The following is a 26,306-nucleotide window of genomic DNA, read 5'->3' on the forward strand; positions in this document are numbered from 1 at the left end:
CGGGGTCCCGGCGGCCCCACAGAAGCCCTGGGGTGTATAACACGGCCCTAGTGGCTCAGGGACCTAAGACCTGCGATATACCCAGATGCGTAGGCAATTGAGCGATTCCCGTTGCACGCGTGTTCCCCGGGGGGCAGGGTGTGGGGACCCCTACGTCATTGCTTCGAGGAGCCCCCTGAATGCCCAGCGTCGAGCTGTCGGCCGGTCCGATCGATTTCGAGGATACCGGCGGTGATGGCCCCGTCCTCGTACTCCTCCACGGAGTGCCGATGGACGGCCGTCTGTGGCGCCGTGCGCTGCCCTACCTGGGTGGCTTCCGGGTGATCCGGCCGACGCTGCCGCTGGGTGGTCACCGGCGGCCGATGCGGCCCGACGCGGACCTCAGCCAGCAGGGTGTGGCGAACATCCTCGGCGACTTCCTCGACGCGCTCGACCTCCACGACGTCACCCTGGTCCTCAACGACTGGGGCGGTGGCCAGTTCCTCATCAACGCCGACCGCACCGACCGCATCGCGCGGATGGCGCTGGTGGCGTGCGAGGCCTTCGACAACTATCCGCCCAAGGCCGCCAGGCCGCTGGCGGTTCTCTCGAAGGTGCCGCCGCTGTTCACCGCCGCGCTGCAGCTGCTCCGTATGGAGAGCTTCCGGCAGGCGCGCGGGGGCTACGGCGGGATGTCGGTCGACAAGAGCTACCACCTCTACGACGACCTCGTTCACGGCTGGTTCGCGCCGGCGCTGACCGACCGGGCGATCCGCCGCGACTTCATCAAGTTCGCCGGCGGCGCTCCTGGTCGTGACAAGCTGCTCGAGCTGGCCGACGGCCAGCAGAAGTTCACCAAGCCGGTGCTCGTAGTCTGGGCCGATCAGGACACGATGATGCCCGCCGAGCACGGTCCGCGCCTGGCCGCTCACTATCCCGACGCGCGTCTGGAGATCGTCAAGGACTCCTCCACGCTGGTGCCGATCGACCAGCCCGAGCTGCTCGCCGGGCTACTTCGTGAGTTCGTGCTCGGTGGTCGCGGCCCGGTTGACCCGGTACGCGAGGAAGCTCGGGACGAGTAGCGCACACAGCGCGATCCCGAGCAGGTTGAGCAGGCCACCTCCGGTGGTCGCGATCGCGGTGCCGGCCACGGCCGCCGCACCTCCGTGCAGGACGTCGGCCACCCGCGGGCCACCCGCGACGACGACCGTGAAGACCCCCTGAAGCCGGCCGCGTACGTTGTCGTCGGCCGCCGACTGCAGGATCGACATCCGGATGGCCGCGGAGGCCACGTCGGCGGCGCCGGCGACCATCATGAAGAACACGGCGAGCCCCAGCATCAGCATCGTGGTGCGCTCGTCCACGGCGAGATCCGCGAACCCGACGGTGAGCCCGAACAGGGTGATCCCGAGGGCCCACACGCCGATGCAGTAGATGACGACGCGGCCCTGCGCCTCGATCCGTGAGACCCAGCCGGAGAAGATCCCGCCGATCACCGCGCCGGCCGGGATGGCCGCGAAGAGCAGCGCGAACGCGATCCCGCCCTCCGAGGGACCGCCGAAGGACTCGTGGGCGATCTGCGGGAACAGCGCCCGCGGCATCGCGAAGACCATCGCGATCAGGTCGACGACGAAGCTCATCATCAGCACCGGCTGATGCCGCAGGTAGGCGAACCCGTCCCACACCGAACGCAGCCCGGGAACCTTCGAGCCGGCGCCCTCGACCGGGATCCTCGGCAGCAGCACGACCGCGTAGAGGGTCGCGAAGAGGGTGACGGTGTCGATGGCGTACAGCCAGGTGAACCCGGTGAACGGCAGCATCACGCCGGCGACCAGCGGTCCCGCGATCGCGCCGGCCTGGAAGACCGTCATGCTGAGCGAGTTGGCGGCCGGGAGCAGGTGCGCGGGGAGGATCTTGGGCAGCAGCGAGTTCCGGGTGGGCTGGTTGACCGCGAAGAAGGCCTGCTGGACCGAGAAGAGGCACAGCAGCAGCCAGACGTTGGTGTTGCCGGCTGCTGCCTGGAGCCAGAAGAGCGCGCTGGTGCCGATCAGCCCGGTGGTCGAGACCATCAGGATCGTGCGCCGGTCGAAATGGTCCGCGAGCGCGCCGCCGTAGAGGCCGAAGACGATCAGCGGGACCAGTCCGAAGACACCCGTCAGCCCGACGTACGCCGACGAGCCGGTGTCCGCGTAGATCTGGGCCGGCACCGCGACGACGGTCAGCTGGGCGCCGATCATGGTGATGATCCCGGCGATCCACAGGCGCCGGAAGTGCGGCTCGTGGAGGGGGCGCGTGTCGGCCACGGCGCCCTTGAGCTTGGCGGTGATGCTCATCGCTGTGCGGTCGTCGACATGGTTACCAATGCTAAAGGAATGAATTTACCTGGAGAAATTCCGATGAGAGGTGTCGGATCGGGGTGTAGACGTTCGTAGCAAGGGTGAGAGGCGGTCACCGAGGCCGTCCGACACGAAGGAGTGAGCACCATGGCCAAGTACCTGATGTCTGTCTGGGGTCCCGACTCGGACTACGAGAAGGAGAACTACGGCTACGCCTCGCAGGAGGAGATGATGGCCTCGTTCGAGGCGACCGGGAAGTTCAACGACAAGCTCCAGCAGGAGGGCTACTTCGTCTTCGCCGACGGCCTCGATGCCGCCAAGACGGCGACCGTCGTCGACGGTCAGGGCGAGAAGCCGGTCATCACCGACGGCCCCTATGCAGAGGCCAAGGAGTACATGGCGGGCTTCTGGATCATCGACGTCCCCGACCTCGATGTCGCTCTCAAGCTCGCCGCCGAGGCTTCCGCGGCCTGCCTCGGCAAGGTCGAGGTGCGCCCGATGCAGACCGGCCCCGAGGCGTGAACCGCTGTTGACGGATATCGACGAGGCGATCACCCGGGCCCACCAGGGGGAATGGGCCCGGGTGGTCGCCAGCCTCGCCAAGCGCTTCGGCGACCTCGACATCGCCGAGGAGGCCGCGGCCGAGGCGTTCACGGTCGCAGTCGAGCGCTGGCCGCTCGATGGCGTACCCCCCAACCCGGGCGCCTGGCTCACCACCACCGCCAACCGCCGCGCGATCGACCGGATCCGCCGCGAGTCCAAGCGTGACGACAAGCAGAAGGAGGCCGTCGCGATGCACGATGACACCCCGCACGAGCCTCTCGGCGCCATCGAGGATGACCGGCTCCGGCTGCTGTTCACCTGCTGCCACCCCGCGCTCGCGCCCGAGGCGCGGATCGCGCTGACGCTGCGTATGGTCGGCGGCCTGACCGTGCCCGAGATCGCGAACGCCTTCCTGGTCCAGGAGACCACGATGGGCCAGCGGATCACCCGCGCGAAGACCAAGATCAAGGCCGCTCACATCCCTTACCGGGTCCCCGAGGCTGCCGACCTCCCCGAGCGCGTCTCGGGCGTCCTGGCCGTCCTCTTCCTGGTCTTCAACGAGGGCTACCTCTCCTCCGGCGACCACGAGAATCCCGTCCGCGGCGACCTGACCCTCGAGGCCATCCGGCTGACCCGGCTGGTCCGCGCCCTGCTCCCCGACGACGGCGAGGTAGCCGGCCTGCTGGCCCTGATGCTGCTGATCGAGGCGCGGCGTACGGCACGGATCTCGGCGACCGGCGAGCTGGTCCGGCTCGATGAGCAGGACCGCGGCTGGTGGGATCTCGCGCTGATCGCCGAGGGCCATGCGCTGGTGCGTGAGCGGCTCGAGGTCGTCGCCAACGGCGGCCCGCGGCCCGGGCGATACCAGATCCTGGCCGCCATCAACGCGGTCCACACCTCGGTGCGCGACGCCCGCGACACCGACTGGTCCCAGATCGTCGCGCTCTACGACCAGATGATCCGGGTCGACGCCTCGCCGATCGTCCGCCTCAACCGGGCGATCGCCGTCGCCGAGCTGGACGGCCCCGAGGTCGCGCTGGCCGAGATCGACCGGCTCGGCCTCGACGGCTACCACGCCTTCCATGCCACCCGAGCCGATCTGCTGCGCCGCCTCGGCCGCAGCGGCGAGTCCCGTGCGGCGTACGACAAGGCCATCGAGCTCGCCGAGAACGCCGCCGAGGTCGCGCTGCTGACCAGGCGCAGGGACCAGCTCGGACGTTCTTGACGAAATTTCGTCCGGGGCTGTCGGATCGAGGCAGGTGTGTTCGTAGCAGGAGTGAGCGGCGGTCACCGGACCGCCCGTGAGGCGAGGAGACGATACGCATGCCCGAATACCTGATCGTGTTCAACGACGAGTGGGTTCCCGAGCACACGATGGAGGAGCTCGAGAAGAAGCGCGACACCTCGATGGCGGTGATCGAGGAGATGAAGTCCGCAGGCGTCTACGTCTACGGCAACGGAGCCCTCGACGCCTCGACCGCGCTCTTCAGCGTCGAGGCCAAGAACGGCGAGCCGGTCTTCACCGACGGCCCGTACGTCGAGACCAAGGAGCACCTCGGTGGCTTCTGTGTCATCGAGGCCCCCGACGAGGACGCGGCGCGCTACTGGGCGGGGCGGCTGACGGTCGCGCTCGACTGGCCGCAGGAGGTCCACCGGTTCCCGGACATGTTCCCGACCGAGGAGTGAGCATCGCACCTGGACGCTTCGCCGAATCTCGGCGGCGAAGCGTTTCAGGTCGTGGCAGGCTTGCCGCATGACGCCAGAGCCGCTTGCCCTGCCCGAGACCGAAGCCGCGGAGAGCTGGGTCAAGGAGCGTACGTCCGCGACCCTGACCCACGTGCGGGAGCTGGCCGAGAAGCTGCGGACCGCGCCGCCGAGCGAGGCGGCCGAGGTGCTGAAGGCCTGGGACGAGCTGTCCCTGGAGCTCGGCTCGCTCGGTGGCCTGGCCGGCCTGCTCGCGAATGTCCACCCCGTCGAGGCGGTGCGCACGGCGTGCGAGGACACCGAGGTCGAGGTCGACCGGTTGCGCACCGAGCTCACCCAGGACCAGGCGCTCTACCGCGTCTTCGCGGACCTCCCGGCCGCCCAGACGGACGCCCTCGACCCGCTGGCCAAGCGGCTCCTGGAGAAGACGCTGCAGGACTTCACCCGTGCGGGCGTCGACCGCGACGACGCCACCCGGGCCCGGCTCACCGAGATCAACGAACGCCTCACCGAGCTCAACCTCGAGTTCTCCCGGGTGACCCGGGACGACGTACGCATCACCCTGGCCACGCCCGAGCAGCTGGACGGGATGCCGGCCGACTGGCTGGAGGCGCACCCGGTCAACGACAAGGGGCTCGTGGAGATCACGACCGACTATCCCGACGCGCTTCCCGCTCGGATGTTCGTGAAGGATCCCGCGATCCGTCGCGCCGTCACCGTGGCCTCGCTCGAGCGCGGCTGGCCGCACAACGAAGCGGTCCTGAAGGAGATGTTCGCGCTGCGGCACGAGCTGGCCAACCTGGTCGGCTACGAGGACTGGCCGGCCTTCGACGCCGCGGTGAAGATGATCGGCGAGGGACCCGCGATCCCCGAGTTCATCGACAAGATCGCCGGCGCCGCCGAGGGGCGGATGAAGCGCGACCTCGAAGTGCTCCTCGACCGCTACGACCGCGACGTCCCCGGCGCCAGCGCGGTCTCGGCCGCCGACGCGCTCTACTACGAGGAGCTGGTGCGGCAGGAGAAGTACGACGTCGACAGCCAGGTGGTGCGTACGTTCTTCGACTTCGCGAAGGTGCACCAGGGTCTGCTGGACGTCACCGGCCGGCTCTTCGGGCTGCGCTACGAGCCGGTCTCCGACGTCGTCACCTGGCACGAGGACGTGAGCGTCTTCGACGTCTATCAGCAGGACGGCGACGAGCCCCTCGGCCGGATCTATCTCGACCTCCACCCCCGCGAGGGCAAGTACAAGCACGCGGCGCAGTTCGACCTCGCCCCCGGCGTGAAGGGCCGGCAGCTCCCCGAGGGCGTGCTGGTCTGCAACTTCTCCCGCGGCCTGATGGAGCACGACCACGTGGTGACCCTCTTCCACGAGTTCGGCCACCTGATCCACCACGTGCTCGGCGGGCAGGGCGAGTGGGCGCGCTTCTCCGGGGTCGCGACGGAGTGGGACTTCGTCGAGGCGCCGAGCCAGATGCTCGAGGAGTGGGCCTGGGACGCCGACGTACTCCAGACCTTCGCCACCAACGCGGCCGGCGAGCCGATCCCGGCCGACCTGGTCGCGCGGATGCGGGCCGCGGACGACTTCGGCAAGGGCTATCACGCCCGGCAGCAGATGTTCTACGCCGCGATCTCCTACTGGTTCCACAAGGAGCAGCCCGACGACCTGACCAAGCGGCTCGAGGAGCTCCAGGCGGCGTACTCTCCCTATCCCTATATCGAGGGCACCCACTTCTTCGCCAACTTCGGCCACCTGGGCGGCTACTCCTCGGCCTACTACACCTACATGTGGTCGCTGGTCATCGCGAAGGACCTGTTCAGCGCCTTCGACCGGGACAACCTGTTCGACCCCGAGGTGGCCGGCCGCTACCGCGATCTGGTGCTCGCCCGCGGCGGCGAGAAGGACGCCGCCGACCTGGTCGCCGACTTCCTTGGCCGGCCCTACTCCTTCGATGCGTACGCGGCCTGGTTGGTCTCTTAGGGCTCGTTTCGGCCTGTTCGGTACATAGGGCGCCACATTGTAAATCCTTTGCTTATTTGCGTCCGCTGGAGCGCCAAACTTGCGTCTGGGTCGCATCTGGACGAACGTCGGGATTAAGCAGAGGTGCCTGTTGCGCGCATCACTCGGGCTGCTCGTCGATCTCAGGCACCTTCTCAAGAAACCCTATTGAGGGGAGAGACAATGGATGCCATAAAGGACATCGACTGGGTGAGTCTCGGCAGCAAGGTGCTCGCCGCGATCGTCATCCTGGTGGTCACGTGGATCATCGCGAAGATCGTCGCTTGGGCCTTCGCGAAGCTGACCTCGAAGATCCCGGTGCTCCAGAAAGCCGGAAGTGATGGCGACAGCATCGGCAAGAGCCTCGGTTCCGTGGCTGCCCTGTTGGTGTGGCTCTTCGGTCTGATCGCGCTGCTGGACCTGTTCGAGCTCAGCTCTGTGCTGACGCCGATCCAGGGCCTGCTCGACGGTGTGATGGGCTTCCTGCCCAACCTCATCGGTGCGGTCTTCGTCTTCATCGTCGGCGCGCTCGTCGCCAAGGTCGTCCGCCAGCTCGTCGAGACCGCGCTCGGCGCGGTCCCGTTCGACAAGTGGATCGGCAGCGGCAGCAAGCTCTCCGGCCAGGTCGACCAGACGGTCGGCGTGGACACCACCGCCGACCCGTACGACGCACAGGCTGCGCGCCCGGGCACCGCCGCCCAGATCGTCAAGGTCATCGGTCTCGTGCTCTACGCGATCATCATGATCGTGGTGGCCATCGCCGCTCTGCAGATTCTCGGGATCAACTCGATCTCGCGGCCCGCCGAGCTCATGCTCGCCATGATCCTGGCCGCGATCCCGAAGATCATCGCCGCCGCGATCCTGCTCGGCATCGGAGTGGTCATCGCCCGCTTCGCCGCCGACATCCTCGGTCAGCTAATCGACGGCCTCGGCTTCGACCAGGCCCTCCACTCCATGGACGTGCTGCCGCAGGGGCAGAGCGCTACCCCGATCGTCACCAAGGTGATCCAGATCGGCATCGTGCTCTTCTTCGCCGTGATGGCGGCGCAGATGCTGGAGTTCCCGCAGATCACCGCGTTCATCGCCGAGGTGCTCGAGCTGGGTGGCAAGGTCATCTTCGGTGGCGCGATCATCGCCGCCGGTGTCGTGATCGCCTCGGTGCTCGCGAAGATCGTGCCTGGATCGGCCTCGCAGATCCTGAAGTACGCCACGATCGTGCTCTTCGTCGCGATCGGGCTGAAGTTCATGGGTCTCGCCGACTCGATCATCAACCTCGGCTTCGGTGCCGTGGTCGTCGGTGGTGCCGCTGCCGCGGCGCTCGCCTTCGGTCTCGGCGGTCGCGAGGCTGCCGCCCGGCAGCTGGAGCGGCTCCAGGCCGAGAGTGCCGCGCGTTCGGCTGCTACGCCGACCGCTCCGAACCCGACGCCGCCGCAGACGCCTGGCGTCTGATCGCACTCACGACCCTCAGGGTCTGACTCAGGGAGCCCCCGGATTTTCCGGGGGCTCCCTTCATTTGCCTTGAATCACTCTGATCACCGGCGTAAGATCACGATATATCGCGAAGGAACGCGATCCAGTCTTCCGACAGTAAGTGAGAAACCTGATGACGTACAACAACAGCAACCCTTGGGGTGAGTGGATCGACCAGATGGGTCGAGAGTTCGGCAAGGGCGGCCCGCGCCGCTCCCATGGCTGGCAGGGCGGTCCCGGTTGGGGCGGACCTGGCGGTCCCGGTTGGCAGGGTGGCCATCACGGTCGCGGTCGTGGACCGGCTGGTCCGCCGCCGTGGATCGCGGCGCTGCTCGGCTTCGAGAACCAGCCCCCGCAGCGGCCCGGTCCCCGGGTCCGTCGTGGTGACGTACGCTCCGCGATCATCTATGTGATGGCTGAGGCGGCCGAGCAGGGCCAGGTGATCAACGGCTACCAGGTGATCCAGCAGATCTCCGAGCGCAGCTCGGGTGAGTGGCGGCCGAGCCCCGGCTCCGTCTACCCGACCATCCAGCAGCTCGAGGACGAGGGTCTCGTGGAGTCCGACGACGAGCACGGCCGCCGGGCGATCCGGCTGACCGAGGCCGGCAAGACCTACGCCACCGAGCACGCCGACGAGCTTGCAGGCGTCTGGACGCCGTTCGACAAGGCCGTCGACAACGCTCGCAGCCAAGGTCGCGGCGGCCGTGGTGGCCCCGGTGGCCTGGGCGACCTGGCCGGCTTCGGAGTCCTCGGCGGCGAGCTCGCCCAGGTCCTCCCGGCCGTGTGGCAGCTCGCCACCTCCGGCACCGATGCCCAGCGCCAGGCCGCCGCCGACGTCCTCGCCGACACCCGGCGCAAGCTCTACGGCATCCTGGCGGCCGGCGACGACGAGCACACCGTGACCGCCGAGCAGGTCGACGAGATCGACGAGGTCGAGGAGTCCGAGGACGGCGAGCCCGGCCCCGACCCGAAGCCCTGATGTCCCCAACGACAGGTGCCCCACGCTCTCGAGCGTGGGGCACCTGCTGATGTGAGGGATGGGTCAGAGGGCGTCGAGGTGAATGGCCAGGTGGCGGTGGCCGACGGCTTCGTAGCCGACGATGGTGACGACCGGCGCGAGGGCGACGACGACGAGGCACCAGGCCACCGGCACGCCCGCGATCGCCATGGCGACGCTCGCGACGAGCACGGCCATGGTGAGGGCGACCAGGACGATGTGGAACGGGTCGATGACGTGCATGAACAGGTTGTAGAGAAGGTAGAGGACCAAGGCGTACACGCCGACGGGGAGGGCGACGGAGATGACCGTGCCGACCTCGCCGAGCTTGGACTCGTGCTCGAGCAGGTAGGCGGCGACGTGCAGGCCGGCTCCGGTGGCCGCGATCGCGGCGAAGAGCAGGATGTGGCCGTAGCCCCACAGGAACGAGCGGTCGCGCCGCCGCTCGAGCATCGTGGCCCAGGGGATCGTGAAGTAGGTCCACCACTGGCCGAAGGTCAGGCCGATACCGGCGGCGAGCAGCAGGATCGCGTCGAGGCTCCACCCCAGCTCGGGCTCGTGGACGATCGCGGACATCACCGCGACGGTGCCGATCACGCCCTCGCCGAGGGTGATGATCGTCAGCAGGCCGTAGCGCTCGGCGATGTGGTCGGCGTGCCAGGGAGTGCCGCCGAAGTGACGCTCGGCGATGAACGGCCCGACCAGCTCGATCACCAGAGGCACCATCATCGCGGCGAACGCGGTCGCCACGTCGAGCGGCAGGATGGCGATGACGCACCAGAGCACCTGCGAGCCGAGGACGGAGACGAGGTAGACCCGATGCGCCGCGCGCCTACCCGGGTCCTGGCGCCAGGCCCGCAGCCACTGGCCGCAGAGCGCGACCCGCATCACGACGTACCCGGCGATCATGATCTCGTTGTGGAGCCGCTCGCCCTCGTGGACGCTCTCGAACATCTCCGGCAGGCCGAGGGCCATGATGATCACGCCGACCATCTGCAACATCGTGAGCAGCCGGAACGCCCAGTCGTCGGTGTCGTAGGCCGAGGCCATCCAGGAGTAGTTGATCCACGCCCAGCAGATCGCGAACGAGGCGAAGCAGAACGCCACGATCCCTGCCACGATGTGGCCCTCCGCGAGCTGATGGGCCAGCTCGTTGCCGCTCATGCCGAAGGCCACGACGAAGGTGAGGTCGAAGAGCAGCTCCAAGGGAGTCGCGGCCCGATGCTCCTCGTGCGGGTCGCGTCCGGTCATCTGGCGCAGGCGGCTGGTTGCAGTCACGCTGGTGAGGATAGGTCCTGAGGCGTACGTTTCGTCGCATGAGCGAAATCCTGATCAAGGTGCGCGGGTCGCACACTGTGGAGGTGGCGGCGGAGCGAGGGGTGGTGTCCGCCGAGATCCGGTTCGATGGTCCCGCGCCGGAGCCGGTGATGGAGCAGCTGCGGCGTGCGCTGCATGGCGTGCGTACGGAGCTCGAGCGGCTCGAGCAGGAGGGTGCGATCAAGAGGCTCGTCATCCAGCGGGCGCGCATCTCGGCCGAGCGGCCCTGGCACAAGGACGGCAAGCAGCTGCCGCTGGTGCACCGCGCCGCGGTCGGTCTCTGGGCGGAGTTCGTCGATTTCAAGGCGCTGGCGACCTGGGTCGGCCGCACCGCGGGCAACGAGGGTCTCCGGGTCGACCACGTCTCGTGGCAGCTGACCAAGGAGACCCGGCTGAAGGTCGAGCGAGACGTACGCCAGGAGGCGGTGCGCCAGGCCAAGGTGCGTGCGCAGGACTATGCCGATGCGCTCGACCTCGGTCCGGTCGCGGTCCGGAGCATCAACGACGTCGGCGTCAGCCGCGAGGTGACGTACGAGTCGGCGGCGATGGACATGCAGATGGCCTCGGCCGGAGCCCGGAAGTCGGCCTCGGGGGCACCCGACCTGGCCTTCGACCCCGACGACATCTCGGTCTACGCCGAGGTCGAGGCCGCCTTCACCGTCGCAGCGAAGTAAGGGTCATCTGGCGACGGCGTCGAGATGGGCGTCGAGGCGCTCGGGGGAGAGCAGGTGGTTGATGACCACCGCGGCACAGCCGACCATGCCGGTGGAGTCGGCGTGGGTGGAGGGGACGAAGGTGAGGTCGCGGGTCGCCAGGGCGGTCGAGCGCGAGTAGACGGTCTCGCGTACGCCTGCGGTGTAGAGGTCGAAGGCGCCGGCCATGTCACCACCGATGACGACGACCTCCGGGTTGAGCAGGTTGATCGCGATCGCCAGCACCTCGCCGAGCTGGCGACCGGCCTCGCGCAGCAGGCCTCGGGCGATGGCGTCGCCGGCGAGCGCGGCGGCGACCAGGTCGCGGATGTGTCCGGCGGAGACGCCGGAGTCGACCAGGCCCTGGGTCAGTGCCCAGCCGGCCGCGACCGTCTCCAGGCACCCGGTGGCCCCGCAGCGGCAGGGGCGCTCGCCGGCGGACTCGACCCGGGTGTGGCCGATCTCGCCGACGGCACCGGCGTGGCCGCGCAGCACCCGGCCGTCGGCGATGACCGCGAGGCCGAGACCGGTCGACGCCTTCACGACGAGCGCGTCCCGCGGGTTCAGCCCGCTGCCGAAGAGCTCGGCCGTGGCCAGCGCGTCGGTGTCGTTGACGAGCACCAGCGGCCCGTCGGTGAGGCGGTCGAAGTAGGGGTCGAGCGCGACGCCGTCCCAACCCCGCATCACCGGTGAGTCGACCGAGACCAGGCGGACGGGGTCGACGACGCCGGGAAGGCTCATCCCGACACCGAGCACGGGCGGCTCGATGCCCTCCAGGAGCCGCTCGAGCCGGTCGGTGACGTCCGGCATGAGGTCGTCGGCGGCGATCCCGACCTCGTGGTCACGGGTGTCGCCGGCGAGCTCGCGGCCGTCGAGGTCGAAGACGGCGAGCTGGCTGCGTGAGCGCCCGATCGCCACCGCCAGCACCACCCCGGCGTCTGCGTTGAAGGTCAATGAGCCCGGCGGCCGGCCACCGGTGGAGGCGAGCTCCTCCCCGGTGAGGATCAGTCCGGCGTCGACGAGCGCCGAGACCCGGGAGACCACAGCCGTACGCGACAGACCGGTTGTCTTCTGCAGATCGCTGCGGGTCAGGGCGCGTCCGGAGCGCACCAGAGCGAGGACGTCGGCGGCGGTTGTCATCTCGGGCATGGGGGCAGCGTACCCTGCTTATGTCTTCCAAGTACCAAAGATTTACTTGTATCGATCCAAAGATCGTGTCAAAGTGTGCCAAAGCACACTTCCTTTGGAGGACCCGTGACTGCCGTTTCCCCCACCGTCGCCGACGTCACCGCTCGCCTCATCGAGCGTTCCGCCGCCACGCGGGCCGATTACCTGGACCGCATCGCGGCCGCCCGCGTCGCCGGGCCCGCTCGCGGCCGGCTCGCGTGCAGCAACCTGGCCCACGGTTTCGCGGCGTCCACCGCCCCGACGAAGGCCGAGCTCAAGGTCATCAACCCCGGCGCGAAGCCCAACGTCGCGATCGTGACCTCCTACAACGACATGCTCTCCGCGCATGCGCCGTACGAGACCTACCCGCCGCTGCTCAAGGCCGCGGTCATGCGGGCCGGCGGGCTGGCGCAGGTCGCCGGCGGCGTACCCGCGATGTGCGACGGCATCACCCAGGGCCGCGACGGGATGCAGGTCTCCCTCTTCTCCCGCGACGTGATCGCGATGTCGGCCGGGATCGCCCTCTCGCACGACATGTTCGACGCCGCGCTGATGCTCGGCGTGTGCGACAAGATCGTGCCCGGCCTCCTGATCGGGGCTCTCTCGTTCGGCCACCTGCCGACCGTCTTCGTGCCGGCCGGCCCGATGTCGTCGGGGCTCCCCAACAAGGAGAAGGCCCGCGTCCGCCAGCGGTACGCAGCAGGCGAGGCGACGCGCGAGGAGCTCCTCGAGGCCGAGGCCGCCAGCTACCACTCCCGCGGCACCTGCACCTTCTACGGCACCGCCAACTCCAACCAGCTGCTCATGGAGGTGCTCGGCCTGCACCTGCCGGGCTCCTCGTTCGCCTCGCCGGACACCCTGCTGCGGGCCGCGCTCAACCGTGCCGCGGCGGCGCGCGCCACCGAGCTCGCTCTCGAGGGCGGCCCGGGCGTGGGCGAGATGATCGACGAGAAGTCGATCATCAACGCCTGCGTCGCGCTGCTCGCCTCGGGCGGCTCGACCAACCACACGATGCACCTGGTCGCCATCGCCCGCGCCGCCGGGATCCAGCTGACCTGGGACGACATCTCGGACCTCTCACCGGTCGTCCCGCTGCTCAGCCGGATGTACCCCAACGGCTCCGCCGACGTGAACCACTTCCACGCCGCCGGCGGCGTCGGCTTCCTGATCCGCACCCTGCTCGAGGCCGGCCTGCTCCACGAGGACGTCACGACGATCCTGGGGCCTGGCCTGTCGGCCTACACCCAGGAGTCGCGGCTCACCCGCGACGGTGAGATCGAGTACATCGAGGGTGCCCCCGTCTCCGGCGACCTCGACGTGCTGCGCCCGGCCGACGACCCGTTCTCCCCCGACGGTGGCCTGCGGGTGCTGCGTGGCGAGCTCGGCACGGCGGTCATCAAGACCTCGGCGGTCGCGCCCGAGCACCAGGTGGTCTCCGCCCCCGCGCTCGTCTTCGACGACCAGGCCGACTTCCTCACTGCCTTCTCCGAGAAGCGCCTCGACGGCCGCGACTTCGTCGCGGTGATCCGCTACCAGGGTCCCGCGGCCAACGGCATGCCCGAGCTGCACAAGCTCACCCCGGCGCTCGGCGTGATGCAGGACCGCGGTCAGCACGTCGCCATCGTCACCGACGGCCGGATGTCCGGCGCGTCGGGCAAGGTGCCCGCAGCCATCCACCTCACCCCCGAAGCCGCGCTCGGTGGGCCGCTCGCCCGCGTACAGGACGGCGACCTGATCACCGTCGACGCCGTCGCCGGCACCCTGAGCATCGGGGTCGACGCCGACGAGTTCGCGCACCGTCCCACCACCGGTCGGGCACCGCTCGACGCCGAGTGGCGCGGCACCGGCCGCGAGCTCTTCTCCGCCTTCCGTGCCACCGTCGGCTCCGCCGACACCGGCGCCTCCGTCTTCCCCTTTGCTCACGTTGAGCAGAGCGCCGCTACGTCCCAGGAGACCCCCGTCCATGTCTGACCTCACCTCCGCCGACCTGCTCGACCTCTCCCCGGTGATCCCGGTCGTCGTCGTCGACTCCGTCGACCAGGCGGTGCCCGTGGCCCGCGCCCTCGCCGAGGGCGGCGTGCCCGTGGTCGAGCTGACCCTGCGTACGCCGGTGGCGCTCGACGCGATCCGGGCCATCGCCGAGGAGGTGCCGGAGGTCCTGATCGGCGCCGGCACCGTGACCACTCCCGTGCTCGCGAAGGAGGCCGCCGCGGCCGGGGCCCAGTTCCTGGTCTCGCCGGGTGCCACCCCGACGCTGCTCGGCGCGATGCGCGATACCGGCCTCCCGTTCCTGCCCGGCACCGCCACCGTCTCCGAGGCCCTCGCGGTGCTCGAGACCGGCCACACCGCGATGAAGTTCTTCCCGGCGGAGGCGTCCGGTGGCGTGAAGTTCCTGGGCTCGCTGCCGTCGGTACTGCCGGACGTACGCTTCTGCCCCACCGGCGGCATCTCGCTCGCCACCGCTCCCAGCTATCTGGCTCTGGCCAACGTCGGCTGCGTCGGCGGTTCCTGGCTCACCCCCGGCGACGCGCTCGCCTCCGGCGACTGGGACCGCGTGACCGCGCTCGCAGCCGCCACCGCCGCCCTCCGCTGACCCGACCGTCGAGTCGGCGCGTTCGAACGCGCCGACTCGGCGTGGGTTTCGGTCAGAACGCGCCGGATCAGCGGTAGAGGAGGTACTGGCGGCGGGTCGCGTCGAAGGCGGCCAGCTCGTCTCGCCAGGCCGCCTCGACCTCGTCGCCGGTGGCGCCGGCGTCGATCTGCGTACGCAGCCTCGTCGATCCGGTGAGCTTGTCGATCCAGAACGGCCGGGCGGTGTCCCAAGAGTCCTGGCGCCAGGCGAACTGCGGGTAGAGCGCCTTGGCGGTGACCAGCATCTCGACGCCGGTGCGGACGGGGTCGAAGCGGTCGCGGTCCTGGATCGTGACCTGCACTCCGCCGCAGACCTGGCCGGCGAACTTGTTGACCGAGGGGTTGAAGTACGCCTCCCGGAACGTCACGCCAGGCAGGTTCGCCTCCTCCAGCGCCGCGGCCCAGCGGTGATCGACGAACGGTGCCCCGATCAGCTCGAACGGCTTGGTGGTGCCGCGCCCCTCGGAGAGGTTGGTGCCCTCGAACATGCAGGTGCCGGGGTAGGCAAGCGCGGTGTCGGGGGTCGGCATGTTGGGGCTCGGCAGGACGAAGTCGAGCCCGGTGTCGGCGTACAACGTCCTTCTCCGCCATCCGGAGACCTGGACGACGTCGAGCTGGGCCAGCCGCCCGCCGGCGTGCTCCTCGAGGAACTCCCCGTCGAAGAACCGGGCCAGCTCGCCGACCGACATCCCGTGCTGCTGGACGATCTCGCGGGCGCCGACGCCCGAGGTGTACGCCGCGGTCATCATCGGTCCGCGGGCGGTTCCGCCCACGGGGTTGGGGCGGTCGAGGACCACGAAGCGCTTCTCGGTCGCGACGGCCGCCTGCATCGCCGTCCACATCGTCCAGATGTAGGTGTAGAACCGGGAGCCGACGTCCTGGATGTCGAAGACGACGGTCTCGACGGCGGCGGTCGTGAACAGCTCGGTCATCTTCGCCACGTTGGCGCCGTAGGCGTCATAGACGGTCAGTCCGGTGCGCTCGTCGACGAAGGTGCCCTCGGAGCCGCCCGCCTGAGCGGTGCCGCGGAAGCCGTGCTCCGGCCCGAAGACACCGGCGATCTGGACCGCGCCGGACTCGTGCATCTCGTCGACGATGTTGCGCAGGTTGCGGAGCACGCCGGTGGGGTTGGTGATGATGCCGACCCGATCGCCCGACAGCACCGACCAGCCGTCGCCGGCGGCTCGCTCGGCGCCGGTCCTGACCGCCTCGCCACCGCCCAGCGGTGAGACCTGCTCGGTCGAGGCTCCCGCCGAACCGGTGAGAAGCGGCGCCGCCACGGCGCCGGCCGCGGCAGCGCCGAGCAGACGGCGGCGGTCGATCCGGGGGACTTCAGTGCTCATGGGGCGCTCCTGTACCGAGGGGGAGGATCACCTTGCAGGCTAGCCCTGAAGACGGTGCATGGCAGGTGATTCGACCGTTCGTCCCGGCAGATCGACCGTTCGTCGTCGTGTGGGTCGGATGGGGCTGGACAGGATCCCTGGATGTGACCAAGGTCACAGGTCGTCCAACCCCACTTCGACAGATCTCGGAGGTGACCCATGCCGTCCTCGTCCAAGGGCTCGTGGATCCTTGTCGGGGTCCTCCTGTTCGCGGCAGCAGCGCCGTCACTCGCGGTGCCGCTGTACGCGAAGGAGGATCCGACGTTCGCCGGATTCCCGTTCTACTTCTGGTTCCAGCTCGTCCTCATCCCCTGCTCGGTCCTGTTCACGACCATCGCCTACTTCGTCGCCAAGGCCGCGTTCCGGCGTGACCGTGCCGCTGCCGGGCGCCCGTGGAAGGAGGGTGGCCAGTGAGCGCGGTAGCAGTCTCCGTCTTTGCCTTCCTCTTCCTGCTGGTCACGATCCTCGGCTTCTCCGCCGCGCGCTGGCGCCGAGCGAAGTCGATGGACAACCTCGACGAGTGGGGTCTGGGCGGCCGCGGCTTCGGTACGTTCGTGGCCTGGTTCCTCATCGGAGGCGACCTCTACACGGCGTACACCTTCATCGCGGTGCCCGCGACGCTGTTCGCCGGCTCGGCGGTCGGGTTCTTCGCGGTGCCCTACACGATCCTCGTCTACCCGCTGATCTTCGCGTTCCTGCCGAAGCTGTGGTCGGTCTCGCACAAGCACGGCTACGTCACCCCGGCCGACTTCGTCGTCGGCCGCTACGGGTCCAGATCCCTGGGCCTCGCCGTCGCGGTCACCGGCCTGCTGGCCACCATGCCCTACATCGCACTGCAGCTGGTGGGCATGGAGGTCGTGCTCGAGGTGATGGGTCTGCAGAGCGACTCCTCGAACTGGTTCATCCGTGACCTGCCGCTCTTCATCGCGTTCGCGGTGCTCGCCGCCTACACGTACTCCTCCGGGTTGCGGGCGCCGGCGCTGATCGCGTTCGTGAAGGACTCGCTGATCTACATCGTGATCATCGTGGCGATCATCTACATCCCGTCGCAGCTCGGTGGCTGGGGCAACATCTTCGACACGGTGCAGAACAGCTTCGACACGTTCAACACCGAGAACGCCGACGCGATCGCCGCCGGAGACGCCGCCCCGAAGGCGCTGTTCCCGACCCAGGCGGCCGGCCAGTGGGCCTACGCCTCTCTGGCCCTCGGCTCGGCGCTGGCGCTGTTCATGTACCCCCACTCGATCACCGGCGTCCTCTCCACCCGAAGCCGCAACGTGATCCGCCGCAACGCCTCGCTGCTGCCGGCGTACTCGTTCCTGCTCGGGCTCCTGGCGCTGCTCGGGTTCGTGGCCCTCGCGGCCGGGGTGATGGTCGGCGACCCGCCCAACCCGCAGCTGGCGATCCCCCAGCTCTTCGAGGACCAGTTCCCGGCGTGGTTCGCGGGCGTCGCGTACGCGGCTGTCATCATCGGTGCGCTGGTGCCGGCGGCGATCATGTCGATCGCGGCCGCGAACCTGTGGACGCGCAACATCTACAAGGCGTACCTGAAGCCCGACGCGACCCCGCAGGACGAGGCCAAGCAGGCCAAGATCGTGTCCCTGGTCGTGAAGTTCGGGGCGCTGATCTTCGTGCTGGCGCTCTCGAAGTCGTACGCCATCAACCTGCAGCTCCTCGGAGGCGTCTGGATCCTGCAGACTCTGCCGGCGATCGTCGTCGGCCTCTACACCCGGTGGTTCCACCGCTGGGCGGTCCTGGCCGGCTGGGCGGTCGGGATGGCGTACGGGACGATCGTCGCGTACGGCGTCTCCTCGCCCACGCAGGAGCACTTCGGTGGACCGTTGGCGCCGTTCCCGGGCACGGAGACGCCGATCTACATCGCGCTCACCGCGTTCCTGCTCAACCTCATCGTGGTCGTCGTCCTGACCCCGATCCTGAGGGCGCTCAACGTGCCGGACGGGGAGGACGCCACCTCGGCCTCGGACTACTCGGTCGACGCCGGCGACGAGGGCGTCGTCGAGGAGCTGAGCTCGACGACGGAGGTGCGCTGAGCCCTACTGAGTCGGACACAAAGTCCCGCAAACATGTCTCAATGACGTGTTTGCGGGACTTTTTCCCCTTTTCTCGGAGAACCGCAACATCAGAGCATTGATGTACGTAACAAGTACTGAAGGCTCTGATTCGGACCTAACTCGGGAGTGTCCATGGTGAGCAATGAGGCTGTGACGGCCTCGACGAGCAGTCGAGGCCACGGTGTACGCCGCGCCGCGATGGCTCGTGGCGCCGGACGCGCCGTGACGGCCGAACATCGAACCGAGCAACGGATCCATGTGGGCGATTGGACGCCGGGGGGCGTCGCCCTGCATGGATCTACCACCGGGCGTGAAGCTGGCCAGTCGTCTCAGACTGCTGATCCGTCCGGTCCGATGGGTGGGGCTATGAGCGTGACCAGGACCTCGCTCGCCCTGCTCGGCGGGACCCCGTCCGCGCCAGCCGCGATCCCCGTGCGCTCGGGCGCCGGGTGCAGGCGCTGACGGGGTCCCGCATTCCCTCATCACCCGAACACGTCAGGAGAACGCGATGAACTCGAAGGTCCTCCGGGGGCTTCGGCGATCGGTGGCGGTGACCCTTGTGGCAGGTGGCCTGCTGGTCGCCGGTGCCGCGGTCACCTACGCCGACTCGCAGTCAGTTGAGCAGTCGGACAGCCGGGCGGCCCCGGCGGCCCAGCAACCGATCAAGGCTCCGGATCGCGGACCCGCGGGTCCGGTGACGGTCTCAGGAGCGGCAGCCGGAAGCGACGCGGCGGTGACCGTGACGACCGATGGGACCACGGTCGTGATCAGCGGTCGCGCGCACCTCGAGTCTCCCGTCACGTCTCCCGTCGACAACGCCGCCGGTGGTGGGGTCGTCCACCATGACGATGACACCGGCTCGCCGCTGGGCGGCGGTCGCGGTGTCGATCTCGGCACGGACCAGGTCGGCTTCGCCGGAGGAGCGACCGGTGACTCCTCGTCCGTGGACGTCGTCGGCACCGGTCGGGTCGGGGCGGAGAAGCACTACTACATCCAGGACGCGCCCTGAGCGATCCGCGGATGACATGCGTCGGGGCCACCGGGAGATCTCCCGGTGGCCCCGACGCATTCGTGGGTCAGATCGACCTCAGGATCAGGCCGCGTCGTCCGCGTTCTTGATCGCGGAGATGTCGAACTCGAGCTTGATCTTCTCGGAGACGAGGACGCCGCCGGTCTCGAGGGCCGCGTTGAAGGAGAGGCCCCAGTCGGTGCGGTTGATCGCGACGGCACCCTCGAAGCCGACGCGGGTGTTGCCGAACGGGTCCTTGGCGGAGCCGGTCTGCTCGAACGGAACGGTGACCGACTTGGTGACGCCCTTGATGGTCAGGTCGCCGGTGATGTTCCAGGTCTCGCCGTCGAACTCGACCTCGGTCGACTCGAAGGTGATGTTGGGGTGGGCCTCGTTCTCGAAGAAGTCGCCCGAGAGCAGGTGGCCGTCGCGGTCGGCGTTGCCGGTGTCGACGGAGGCAGCCTTGATCGTCAGCGAGACCTTGGACTTGGCCGGCTCGGCGGTGTCGATCGTCGCGGTGCCCTCGAACTCCTTGAACGAGCCACGGACGGTGGTCACCATCGCGTGGCGAGCCGAGAAGCCCAGGCGGGTGTGGGCGACGTCGAGGGTGTAGTCACCCGCGATGTCCTCGATGGCGGCGGTCGGGGTGTCGAACTCGGTCTCGGCGGGTGCCGTGTCCTTCTTGCTGAAAATGCCCATAGCGAATGTGCTCCTGGAAGAATTGGTTGAAACTGCAAGCATCATAACGGGGGAATCTCTCCCAATGTTCCCGCTCGCGTGGCCTTTCCTGACGACGAGGGAAAATTGGTTGCAGTGACAACGCTATCCCTAAACGCACGAGGCCCGCTCCCCTGTCGGGAGCGGGCCTCGAGAGCGTTGAGCGGTTGTCAGGCAGCGTGACGAGTGGTCGCGGGCGCACTGACTTCGACCCAGCGGGCCTCCATGTGCTTACGGCCGCGGCGGTCGACGACGGGGAGCCAGCGGAGCTCGAGCTTGCCAGTCACTTTGTTTCCGTTCATCAGACACCTCCTGTTCACCTTGTGTTCACCTAAGGTACCGCACCCCCACTCCGATGTCCAAGCAGTCGACAAGATGACGTGCGGCGCTCCACTTCGAGACACCGAAAGGTGTGATGCGGTGTGTGGCGCCCCACTTGAGCCGAAAAGCCGAGTTCTGCCCGAAATCGGGCAGAAATTTGAACGTTGCCCCCTGGGTGGCTCACAGTTGGTGGAGTGAAGGCCGAGCAAGCGCTGATCGACCACCTGGTCGCCACCACCGGGCTCCGGCCCGCAGAGGCGGCGCGCGTGATCGAGGACGTCGTGGCGTACTTCGACGAACCGGTCGAGGCCTACGTACGCCGCCGGCATGCACAGCTGAAGACCTACGGCGCGAAGAACGACGCGATCTTCGCGCAGCTCTCCGAGGAGCTTCGGGCGCGGGTCGTTGCCGCGCCGCAGCTGACCGAACGGCAGCTGCGACGGCTCATCTACGGATAGAACGACGAACGGATTGGACGGGACACATGTGCGGAATCGTTGGCTACATCGGACCCCAGCAGGCCGCCGGCCTGCTCACCGAGGGGCTGGCCCGGCTGGAGCACCGCGGCTATGACTCGGCGGGCGTCGCGGTGCTGGGCAGCAGGCTGCAGGTGGTGAAGAAGGCCGGCCGCGTACGCGATCTGGTCGACGCCCTGCCGAAGCGGTTCTCCGGCAAGGTCGGCATCGGCCACACCCGGTGGGCCACCCATGGCCCGGCCAACGACACCAACGCCCACCCGCACGTCTCCGCCGATGGTCGGGTGGCGGTCGTCCACAACGGGATCGTCGACAACGCCGCCTCGCTGCGGGAGCGGCTCACCGAAGCGGGCGTCGAGCTGGTCAGCGACACCGACACCGAGGTCTTCGCCCACCTCATCGGAGCGTCGACCGCCGACACGCTCGAGGCCAAGGTCGTCGACGCGCTCTCCCAGGTCGAGGGCACCTGGGGCCTGGCCGTCGTGCACGCCGACTTCCCGGACCGCATGGTCGTCGCCCGCAACGGCTCGCCGCTGATCGTCGGCGTCGGTGACGGGGAGATGTACGTCGCCTCGGACCTGGCCGCGGTCGTACGCCACACCACCACCGTCGCCCACCTCGACGACGGCGAGCTCGCGACCATCACCGCGACCGGGTTCACGACCTTCCGTCAGGACCTGACCACGACCACCACCACGGCTCGCGAGGTCGATGTGGATCCGTCGGCGTACGAGTACGGCGAGCTCGCCGACGAGCCGCGGATGTTCACCGAGATCCTGGAGCAGCCGTCCTCGGTCGAGCGGGCGCTCCGTGGCCGGCTCGACGAGCGGTTCGGCACGGCGCACCTCGGCGGGCTCAACCTCGATCCGCGCGAGCTGCGCGCGATCCGCCGGGTGAAGATCCTGGGCTGCGGCTCGGCCTACTACGTCGGCCAGATGGGCGCAGGACTGATCGAGGAGCTCGCCCGGGTCCCCGCCGACGCCGAGGCGGCGTCGGAGTTCCGCTACCGGAACCCGATCATCGAGCCCGACACCCTCTACGTCGCGGTGTCCCAGTCCGGCGAGACGATCGACACGCTGCTCGCCGTGCAGGAGATCAAGCGCAAGGGCGGGCGCGTGCTCGGTGTCGTCAACGTCGTCGGCTCGGCGATCGCGCGCGCGGTCGACGGCGGCATCTACCTGCACGCCGGCCCGGAGATCGCGGTCGCCTCGACCAAGGCGCTCACCAACATGTTCGTCGCCTTCTCGCTGCTGGCGCTCCAGCTGGGCCGCGTACGTGACCTCTCGATCGCCGACGGCAAGCGGCTCATCGCCGGCCTGCAGGCGCTGCCGACCCAGATCGAGGAGATCCTCAAGAGCGAGTCCCACCTCGAGGAGGTCGCGGCCCGGCTGGCCGAGGCCGAGTCGATGTTCTTCGTCGGTCGCGTACGCGGCTATCCGGTCGCCCGCGAGGGCGCCCAGAAGCTGAAGGAGATCTCCTACCGGCATGCCGAGGCCTATCAGACCTCCGAGCTCAAGCACGGTCCGCTCGCGCTGATCTCGGAGTCCGTGCCGACCGTGGCGATCGTGCCGCAGGACGAGCTGACCGACCGTAACGTCGCGGCCCTGCACGAGATCAGTGCCCGCCGCGGGCCGCTGGTCGTCGTCACCCACCCCGACGTCGACCTCGGCGAGCTCGACGCGCTGCGCGTGGACGTACCGAAGAACGAGGTCGAGCTCGATCCCATCCTGCTGACGATCCCGCTCCAGCTGATCGCCTTCCACGCCGCCAAAGCCCTCGGCCACGACGTCGACAAGCCCCGGAACCTCGCTAAATCGGTCACGGTCGAGTAGCGGTGTCCGCTTCAATGGGCCCCATGCGCCTCGCAGGGATCAACATCCATCCGGTGAAGTCGACGGCGATCCGCCCGGTCGAGGAGGCGTACGTCGGCAGGGCCGGCATCGTGGGCGACCGCGAGTGGCTGGTCGTCGACGGCAGCGGCAAGCTGGTGACGGCTCGTGAGGTGAGGGAGCTGTTCACGGTCGTGGCGGACACGCCGTCGACCGGCGGGCCGGCAGGCGTGGACCTGCTGCTCAACGCTCCCGAGATGGAGCCGCTGGAGGTGGCGGTGCCCGAACAAGAGGCGCCGGCCGTCGGCGTACGCTTCTTTTCGAAGTCGCTCACTGCGCAGGCCGTCGGGGAGCCTGCAGACGCGTGGCTGAGGAAGGCGCTCGGCCGCGACGACCTGAGGCTGATGTGGTGTGCCGACCCGACGAAACGGGCGATGAACCCGGACAAGTATCGGCCCGGTGAGTTCGCCGCGTTCCACGACTCCTCGCCGGTGTCGCTGCTCACCGACGCCTCGGCCGACCAGATCGACGCGTGGGCCGAGGGCGACGTCCCTGCGCAGCGCTTCCGTGCCAACCTGCTGATCGAGGGCGCCCCGGAGGCGTTCGCCGAGGACGGCTGGCGGGAGGTCGCGATCGGTGGCGCTCGGTTCCGGGTCGCAGCCCCGATCGACCGGTGCGTGATGACGACCATCGACGCCGACACGCTGGAGTCGGGCAAGGACCCGCTCCGGGCTCTCGCCAAGCACCGCCGCTGGGACGGCAAGGTCTGGGCGGCGGTGCATCTCGCCGTCGCCCATCCCGGCGAGATCGCGGTCGGCGACGAGGTCATCGTCTCCTGAGTGACCGGGGCCACCGCGCCGAGGAATGCCGAGATCGTGCTATAAGGGCCTACCGTTGGATGGTGAGCACCGACCCTGAATCTGCCGTATCCACCACTACCGCGCCCGAGGAGCCGAGTGCGCCCAGCGGTGGGTCCAGCGTGGAGGCTGAGCAGGGTCCGACGTTCGACTCACTCGGCCTCTCCGCAGGCGTCCTCGAGGCCGTGAAGGCGCTCGGGTACGAGACGCCTTCGGCGATCCAGGCGGCGACCATCCCGTCGCTGCTCGAGGGCCGCGACGTCGTCGGTCTCGCGCAGACCGGCACCGGTAAGACCGCCGCATTCGCGCTGCCGGTGCTCTCGAACCTCGACGTCTACCAGAACGCGCCCCAGGCGCTGGTGCTCGCGCCGACGCGCGAGCTGGCCCTCCAGGTGTGCGAGGCGTTCGAGCGTTACGCGTCCAACCTCGACGGCGTACGCATCCTGCCGGTCTACGGCGGCCAGGGCTACGGCCCGCAGCTGACCGCACTGCGTCGTGGCGTCCACGTCGTCGTCGGAACCCCGGGCCGGATCATGGACCACCTGGAGAAGGGCACGCTCGACCTCTCGCAGCTGCGCTTCCTGGTGCTCGACGAGGCCGACGAGATGCTCAACATGGGCTTCGCGGAGGACGTCGAGACCATCCTCGCCGACACCCCCGAGGACAAGCAGGTCGCGCTCTTCTCGGCGACGATGCCCGCGCAGATCCGCCGGCTGTCGAAGAAGTACCTTCGCGACGCGAAGGAGATCTCGGTCAAGGCGAAGACCCAGACCGCCACCAACATCACCCAGCGCTACCTGATGGTGTCCTACCCCCAGAAGGTCGACGCGCTCACCCGCATCCTCGAGGTCGAGAACTTCGAGGGCATGATCGTCTTCACCCGCACCAAGTCCGAGACCGAGTCGCTGGCCGAGAAGCTGCGCGCGCGTGGCTTCGCCGCGACCGCGATCAACGGCGACATCGCCCAGGCCCAGCGCGAGAAGACCGTCAACCAGCTCAAGGACGGCTCGCTGGACATCCTGGTCGCGACCGACGTCGCGGCTCGTGGTCTCGACGTCGAGCGGATCTCGCACGTGGTCAACTACGACCTGCCGACCGATGTCGAGGCGTACGTCCACCGCATCGGCCGCACCGGGCGTGCCGGCCGCACCGGCGACGCGATCTCGTTCGTCACCCCGCGTGAGCGGTGGCTGCTGCGCGCGATCGAGAAGCACACCAAGGCCCAGCCGGTGCAGATGCAGCTGCCCTCGGTCGACGAGGTCAACGCGACCCGCCTCTCCCGCTTCGACGACGGCATCACCGCAGCGCTGCAGGAGGGTGAGCGCATCGAGTTCTTCCGCGACGTGGTGCGTCACTACGTCGAGGAGCACGACGTCCCCGAGGTCGACGTCGCGGCCGCTCTGGCTGCGGTGCTCCACGGCGAGGAGCCGCTGCTCCTCGACCCCGAGCCCGAGAAGCCCGCCTACGAGGACCGGCGCGGACGTCGCGACCGCGACGACCGCGGCAGCGACCGTGGCCCCCGCCGCGAGACCGGTACGTCGCGTCACACCGGGCAGCCGCTGGCCACCTACAAGATCCAGGTCGGCAAGCGCCACCGCGTCGAGCCGCGCCAGATCGTCGGCGCCATCGCCAACGAGGGTGGCCTGCGCCGCGCCGACTTCGGCAACATCTCCATCCGCAACGACTTCTCGCTCGTCGAGCTCCCCGCGGACCTGGCTCCGGAGACCTGGAAGGCCCTCGAGTCGACCCGCATCTCCGGCAAGCTCATCGAGCTCTCCGAGGACTCCGGCGGCGGCCCCGTGCGTCGTTCCGGTGGTCGCTTCGACAAGGGCGGCCGACCGGGCAGCTCCGACTTCGGCGACCGCCCCCGCAAGCCGCGGCAGAAGCGCAGGTTCGACTGACGTTGGGATACCCGGTTAACCGGGTATCCCTGCACTTCTCAGGCATTGCAATGCCTGAGAAGTGCAGGCATTGCCTGAACGCTGTGACTGAAGTGGCGAGAGGGACGGCCCGCTGGCGGCCCAGGACGACCGTGAACTCACCGACCGCTGCCTGGGCGGCACTCGTGATTCAGCAGGCGGCGAGGGTGCGCTGCGCCGAGAGGGCGACCAGGGCGAACGGTGCGGCCATCAGGGCCAGGGCGCTGAGGGCCAGGAACACGGTGAGGCCGCCGGTCAGGATCAGCATGGTGAAGCCGATGATCGGCACGATCATGGCCGTCGCCAGGGACCAGGCGGCGGTCAGCCGGGCCGTACGGCGCCCGACCCGGAGCCAACGCTGACCGATCGCGGTCACCGCCAGGGCAACCAGGGCGCCGAGGGCGCCTGCTGTGCCGACGTACCCGATGACGATGTCGAGGACGTGGAAGAGGCCGCTCTCCGGAGCGGCTGAGTGGGCGCTCGCGCCGAGCTCGATCCCGCCGTCCCACAGGAAGGCCTGGGGGAGCATGACGAGGACGAGCAGGATGGCCGTACGTCGGGCGGCGCCGATCGCGACGGTGTCGCGGAAGCCGGGGGCGACGTCGTCGACCGAGCCGAAGTCGCGGAGGGCGAGCGCCTCGGCCTCGGTGGGTGTGTAACCCGCGGCCGTGTAGGCATCGGTCGCGTCCTCGAGGTGGTCGCCGGCCTCGCGCAGCAGGTCGCGCCGGGTCCAGCTCGGGCCGGGGATCGCGGCGCGCAGGTCCGCAAGGTAGACGTCGACGGCGCTCATGCGGTCAATCCTCCGTCCTCGGCGCTGTCGCGCACATCAGGGAACTCCCTGAATGACTCGCCAGAAAGTGCCGTCTCGGCCGACGGAAGTGCCGTCTCGGCT

At 69.0% G+C, this 26,306-nt stretch carries 24 protein-coding genes; 17 read left to right on the top strand and 7 right to left on the bottom strand.

The window, feature by feature from the left end; all coding sequences use genetic code 11:
• Positions 1–179 precede the first annotated feature (179 nt).
• Positions 180–1,061: an alpha/beta fold hydrolase gene (locus ABTX24_RS12350; protein ID WP_350839921.1), complete on the top strand. Its 882-nt coding sequence runs from the start codon at positions 180–182 to the stop codon at positions 1,059–1,061.
• Here ABTX24_RS12350 and ABTX24_RS12355 read toward each other — a convergent pair.
• Positions 990–2,312, bottom strand: a complete 1,323-nt coding sequence (locus ABTX24_RS12355; RefSeq protein ID WP_350839923.1) for an MFS transporter — start codon at positions 2,310–2,312, stop codon at positions 990–992. The two genes, ABTX24_RS12350 and ABTX24_RS12355, sit on opposite strands and share 72 nt — an antisense overlap.
• 150 nt (positions 2,313–2,462) lie before the next feature.
• Here ABTX24_RS12355 and ABTX24_RS12360 point away from each other — a divergent pair, with 150 nt between their 5' ends.
• The 6 genes from ABTX24_RS12360 to ABTX24_RS12385 all read left to right on the top strand — a co-directional run bounded on the left by ABTX24_RS12360 (position 2,463) and on the right by ABTX24_RS12385 (position 9,007).
• Positions 2,463–2,837: a YciI family protein gene (locus ABTX24_RS12360; protein WP_160025918.1), complete on the top strand. Its 375-nt coding sequence runs from the start codon at positions 2,463–2,465 to the stop codon at positions 2,835–2,837.
• 7 nt (positions 2,838–2,844) lie between these two features.
• Positions 2,845–4,083, top strand: coding sequence for an RNA polymerase sigma factor (locus ABTX24_RS12365; protein WP_350839925.1), 1,239 nt, complete (start codon positions 2,845–2,847; stop codon positions 4,081–4,083).
• Positions 4,084–4,181: 98 nt separating this feature from the next.
• A complete protein-coding gene (locus tag ABTX24_RS12370) occupies positions 4,182–4,544 on the top strand; it encodes a YciI family protein (RefSeq protein WP_350839927.1) in 363 nt (120 codons plus the stop codon).
• A gap of 67 nt (positions 4,545–4,611) precedes the next feature.
• Positions 4,612–6,540: a M3 family metallopeptidase gene (locus ABTX24_RS12375; protein ID WP_350839929.1), complete on the top strand. Its 1,929-nt coding sequence runs from the start codon at positions 4,612–4,614 to the stop codon at positions 6,538–6,540.
• A 201-nt stretch (positions 6,541–6,741) separates the two neighbouring features.
• Positions 6,742–8,007: a mechanosensitive ion channel gene (locus tag ABTX24_RS12380; RefSeq protein ID WP_160025914.1), complete on the top strand. Its 1,266-nt coding sequence runs from the start codon at positions 6,742–6,744 to the stop codon at positions 8,005–8,007.
• A gap of 154 nt (positions 8,008–8,161) precedes the next feature.
• Positions 8,162–9,007, top strand: a complete 846-nt coding sequence (locus tag ABTX24_RS12385; RefSeq protein WP_201451167.1) for a PadR family transcriptional regulator — start codon at positions 8,162–8,164, stop codon at positions 9,005–9,007.
• A gap of 63 nt (positions 9,008–9,070) precedes the next feature.
• Here the strand turns inward: ABTX24_RS12385 and ABTX24_RS12390 are convergent, their stop codons facing one another.
• Entirely contained in the window at positions 9,071–10,303 is a 1,233-nt protein-coding gene (locus ABTX24_RS12390) for a low temperature requirement protein A (protein ID WP_350839931.1), read from the bottom strand.
• A gap of 38 nt (positions 10,304–10,341) precedes the next feature.
• Here ABTX24_RS12390 and ABTX24_RS12395 point away from each other — a divergent pair, with 38 nt between their 5' ends.
• Entirely contained in the window at positions 10,342–11,016 is a 675-nt protein-coding gene (locus tag ABTX24_RS12395; protein ID WP_350839933.1) for an SIMPL domain-containing protein, read from the top strand.
• Between the two features lie 3 nt (positions 11,017–11,019).
• Here ABTX24_RS12395 and ABTX24_RS12400 read toward each other — a convergent pair whose 3' ends face one another.
• The gene (locus tag ABTX24_RS12400; RefSeq protein WP_160025910.1) at positions 11,020–12,183 is read right to left on the bottom strand and encodes an ROK family transcriptional regulator; all 1,164 of its coding nucleotides are present in this window, start codon (positions 12,181–12,183) and stop codon (positions 11,020–11,022) included.
• Between the two features lie 105 nt (positions 12,184–12,288).
• Here ABTX24_RS12400 and edd point away from each other — a divergent pair, with 105 nt between their 5' ends.
• Positions 12,289–14,172: a phosphogluconate dehydratase gene (edd, locus tag ABTX24_RS12405; protein ID WP_350839935.1), complete on the top strand. Its 1,884-nt coding sequence runs from the start codon at positions 12,289–12,291 to the stop codon at positions 14,170–14,172.
• Positions 14,165–14,794 (top strand): bifunctional 4-hydroxy-2-oxoglutarate aldolase/2-dehydro-3-deoxy-phosphogluconate aldolase, encoded by a 630-nt coding sequence (gene eda, locus ABTX24_RS12410; RefSeq protein ID WP_160025908.1) that lies wholly within the window; start codon positions 14,165–14,167, stop codon positions 14,792–14,794. The genes edd and eda overlap by 8 nt, the downstream gene beginning before the upstream one ends.
• Before the next feature lie 67 nt (positions 14,795–14,861).
• On the opposite strand, the gene ABTX24_RS12415 is transcribed toward eda, so the two are convergent.
• A complete protein-coding gene (locus tag ABTX24_RS12415; protein WP_350839937.1) occupies positions 14,862–16,175 on the bottom strand; it encodes an exo-beta-N-acetylmuramidase NamZ family protein in 1,314 nt (437 codons plus the stop codon).
• Positions 16,176–16,373: 198 nt separating this feature from the next.
• On the opposite strand from ABTX24_RS12415, the gene ABTX24_RS12420 reads away from it, so the two are divergent.
• The 3 genes from ABTX24_RS12420 (at position 16,374) to ABTX24_RS12430 (ending at position 19,295) form a co-directional block, all read left to right on the top strand.
• The gene (locus ABTX24_RS12420) at positions 16,374–16,628 is read left to right on the top strand and encodes a DUF3311 domain-containing protein (protein WP_350717928.1); all 255 of its coding nucleotides are present in this window, start codon (positions 16,374–16,376) and stop codon (positions 16,626–16,628) included.
• Positions 16,625–18,265 carry a monocarboxylate uptake permease MctP gene (gene mctP / locus ABTX24_RS12425; protein ID WP_350839939.1) on the top strand — a complete coding sequence of 547 codons (1,641 nt, stop codon included), beginning with the start codon at positions 16,625–16,627 and terminating at the stop codon, positions 18,263–18,265. Before ABTX24_RS12420 ends, mctP begins: the two co-directional genes overlap by 4 nt.
• Before the next feature lie 529 nt (positions 18,266–18,794).
• Complete coding sequence (locus tag ABTX24_RS12430; RefSeq protein WP_160025904.1) at positions 18,795–19,295, top strand: hypothetical protein; 501 nt, start codon at positions 18,795–18,797, stop codon at positions 19,293–19,295.
• 84 nt (positions 19,296–19,379) lie between these two features.
• Here ABTX24_RS12430 and ABTX24_RS12435 read toward each other — a convergent pair whose 3' ends face one another.
• Both ABTX24_RS12435 and ABTX24_RS12440 read right to left on the bottom strand, forming a co-directional pair.
• Positions 19,380–19,994 (bottom strand): YceI family protein, encoded by a 615-nt coding sequence (locus tag ABTX24_RS12435; protein ID WP_160025903.1) that lies wholly within the window; start codon positions 19,992–19,994, stop codon positions 19,380–19,382.
• A gap of 188 nt (positions 19,995–20,182) precedes the next feature.
• Positions 20,183–20,314: a hypothetical protein gene (locus ABTX24_RS12440; RefSeq protein ID WP_281285070.1), complete on the bottom strand. Its 132-nt coding sequence runs from the start codon at positions 20,312–20,314 to the stop codon at positions 20,183–20,185.
• Positions 20,315–20,527: 213 nt separating this feature from the next.
• Here ABTX24_RS12440 and ABTX24_RS12445 point away from each other — a divergent pair, with 213 nt between their 5' ends.
• Genes ABTX24_RS12445 through ABTX24_RS12460 form a run of 4 tightly spaced genes read left to right on the top strand, consistent with a single transcriptional unit; the run spans position 20,528 to position 25,396 of the window.
• Positions 20,528–20,791, top strand: a complete 264-nt coding sequence (locus ABTX24_RS12445; protein WP_160025902.1) for a hypothetical protein — start codon at positions 20,528–20,530, stop codon at positions 20,789–20,791.
• A gap of 26 nt (positions 20,792–20,817) precedes the next feature.
• Positions 20,818–22,641, top strand: coding sequence for a glutamine--fructose-6-phosphate transaminase (isomerizing) (gene glmS, locus ABTX24_RS12450; RefSeq protein WP_350839942.1), 1,824 nt, complete (start codon positions 20,818–20,820; stop codon positions 22,639–22,641).
• Between the two features lie 23 nt (positions 22,642–22,664).
• Complete coding sequence (locus ABTX24_RS12455) at positions 22,665–23,477, top strand: MOSC domain-containing protein (protein ID WP_350839944.1); 813 nt, start codon at positions 22,665–22,667, stop codon at positions 23,475–23,477.
• A 59-nt stretch (positions 23,478–23,536) separates the two neighbouring features.
• Positions 23,537–25,396 (top strand): DEAD/DEAH box helicase, encoded by a 1,860-nt coding sequence (locus ABTX24_RS12460; RefSeq protein WP_350839946.1) that lies wholly within the window; start codon positions 23,537–23,539, stop codon positions 25,394–25,396.
• A 169-nt stretch (positions 25,397–25,565) separates the two neighbouring features.
• Here the strand turns inward: ABTX24_RS12460 and ABTX24_RS12465 are convergent, their stop codons facing one another.
• Positions 25,566–26,204 (bottom strand): permease prefix domain 1-containing protein, encoded by a 639-nt coding sequence (locus ABTX24_RS12465; RefSeq protein ID WP_350839948.1) that lies wholly within the window; start codon positions 26,202–26,204, stop codon positions 25,566–25,568.
• Between the last annotated feature and the right edge of the window lie 102 nt (positions 26,205–26,306).

Origin of the sequence: Nocardioides sp. NPDC127514 (assembly GCF_040302125.1) — a bacterium.
In the GTDB taxonomy this organism is placed as follows: Bacteria; Actinomycetota; Actinomycetes; order Propionibacteriales; family Nocardioidaceae; genus Nocardioides.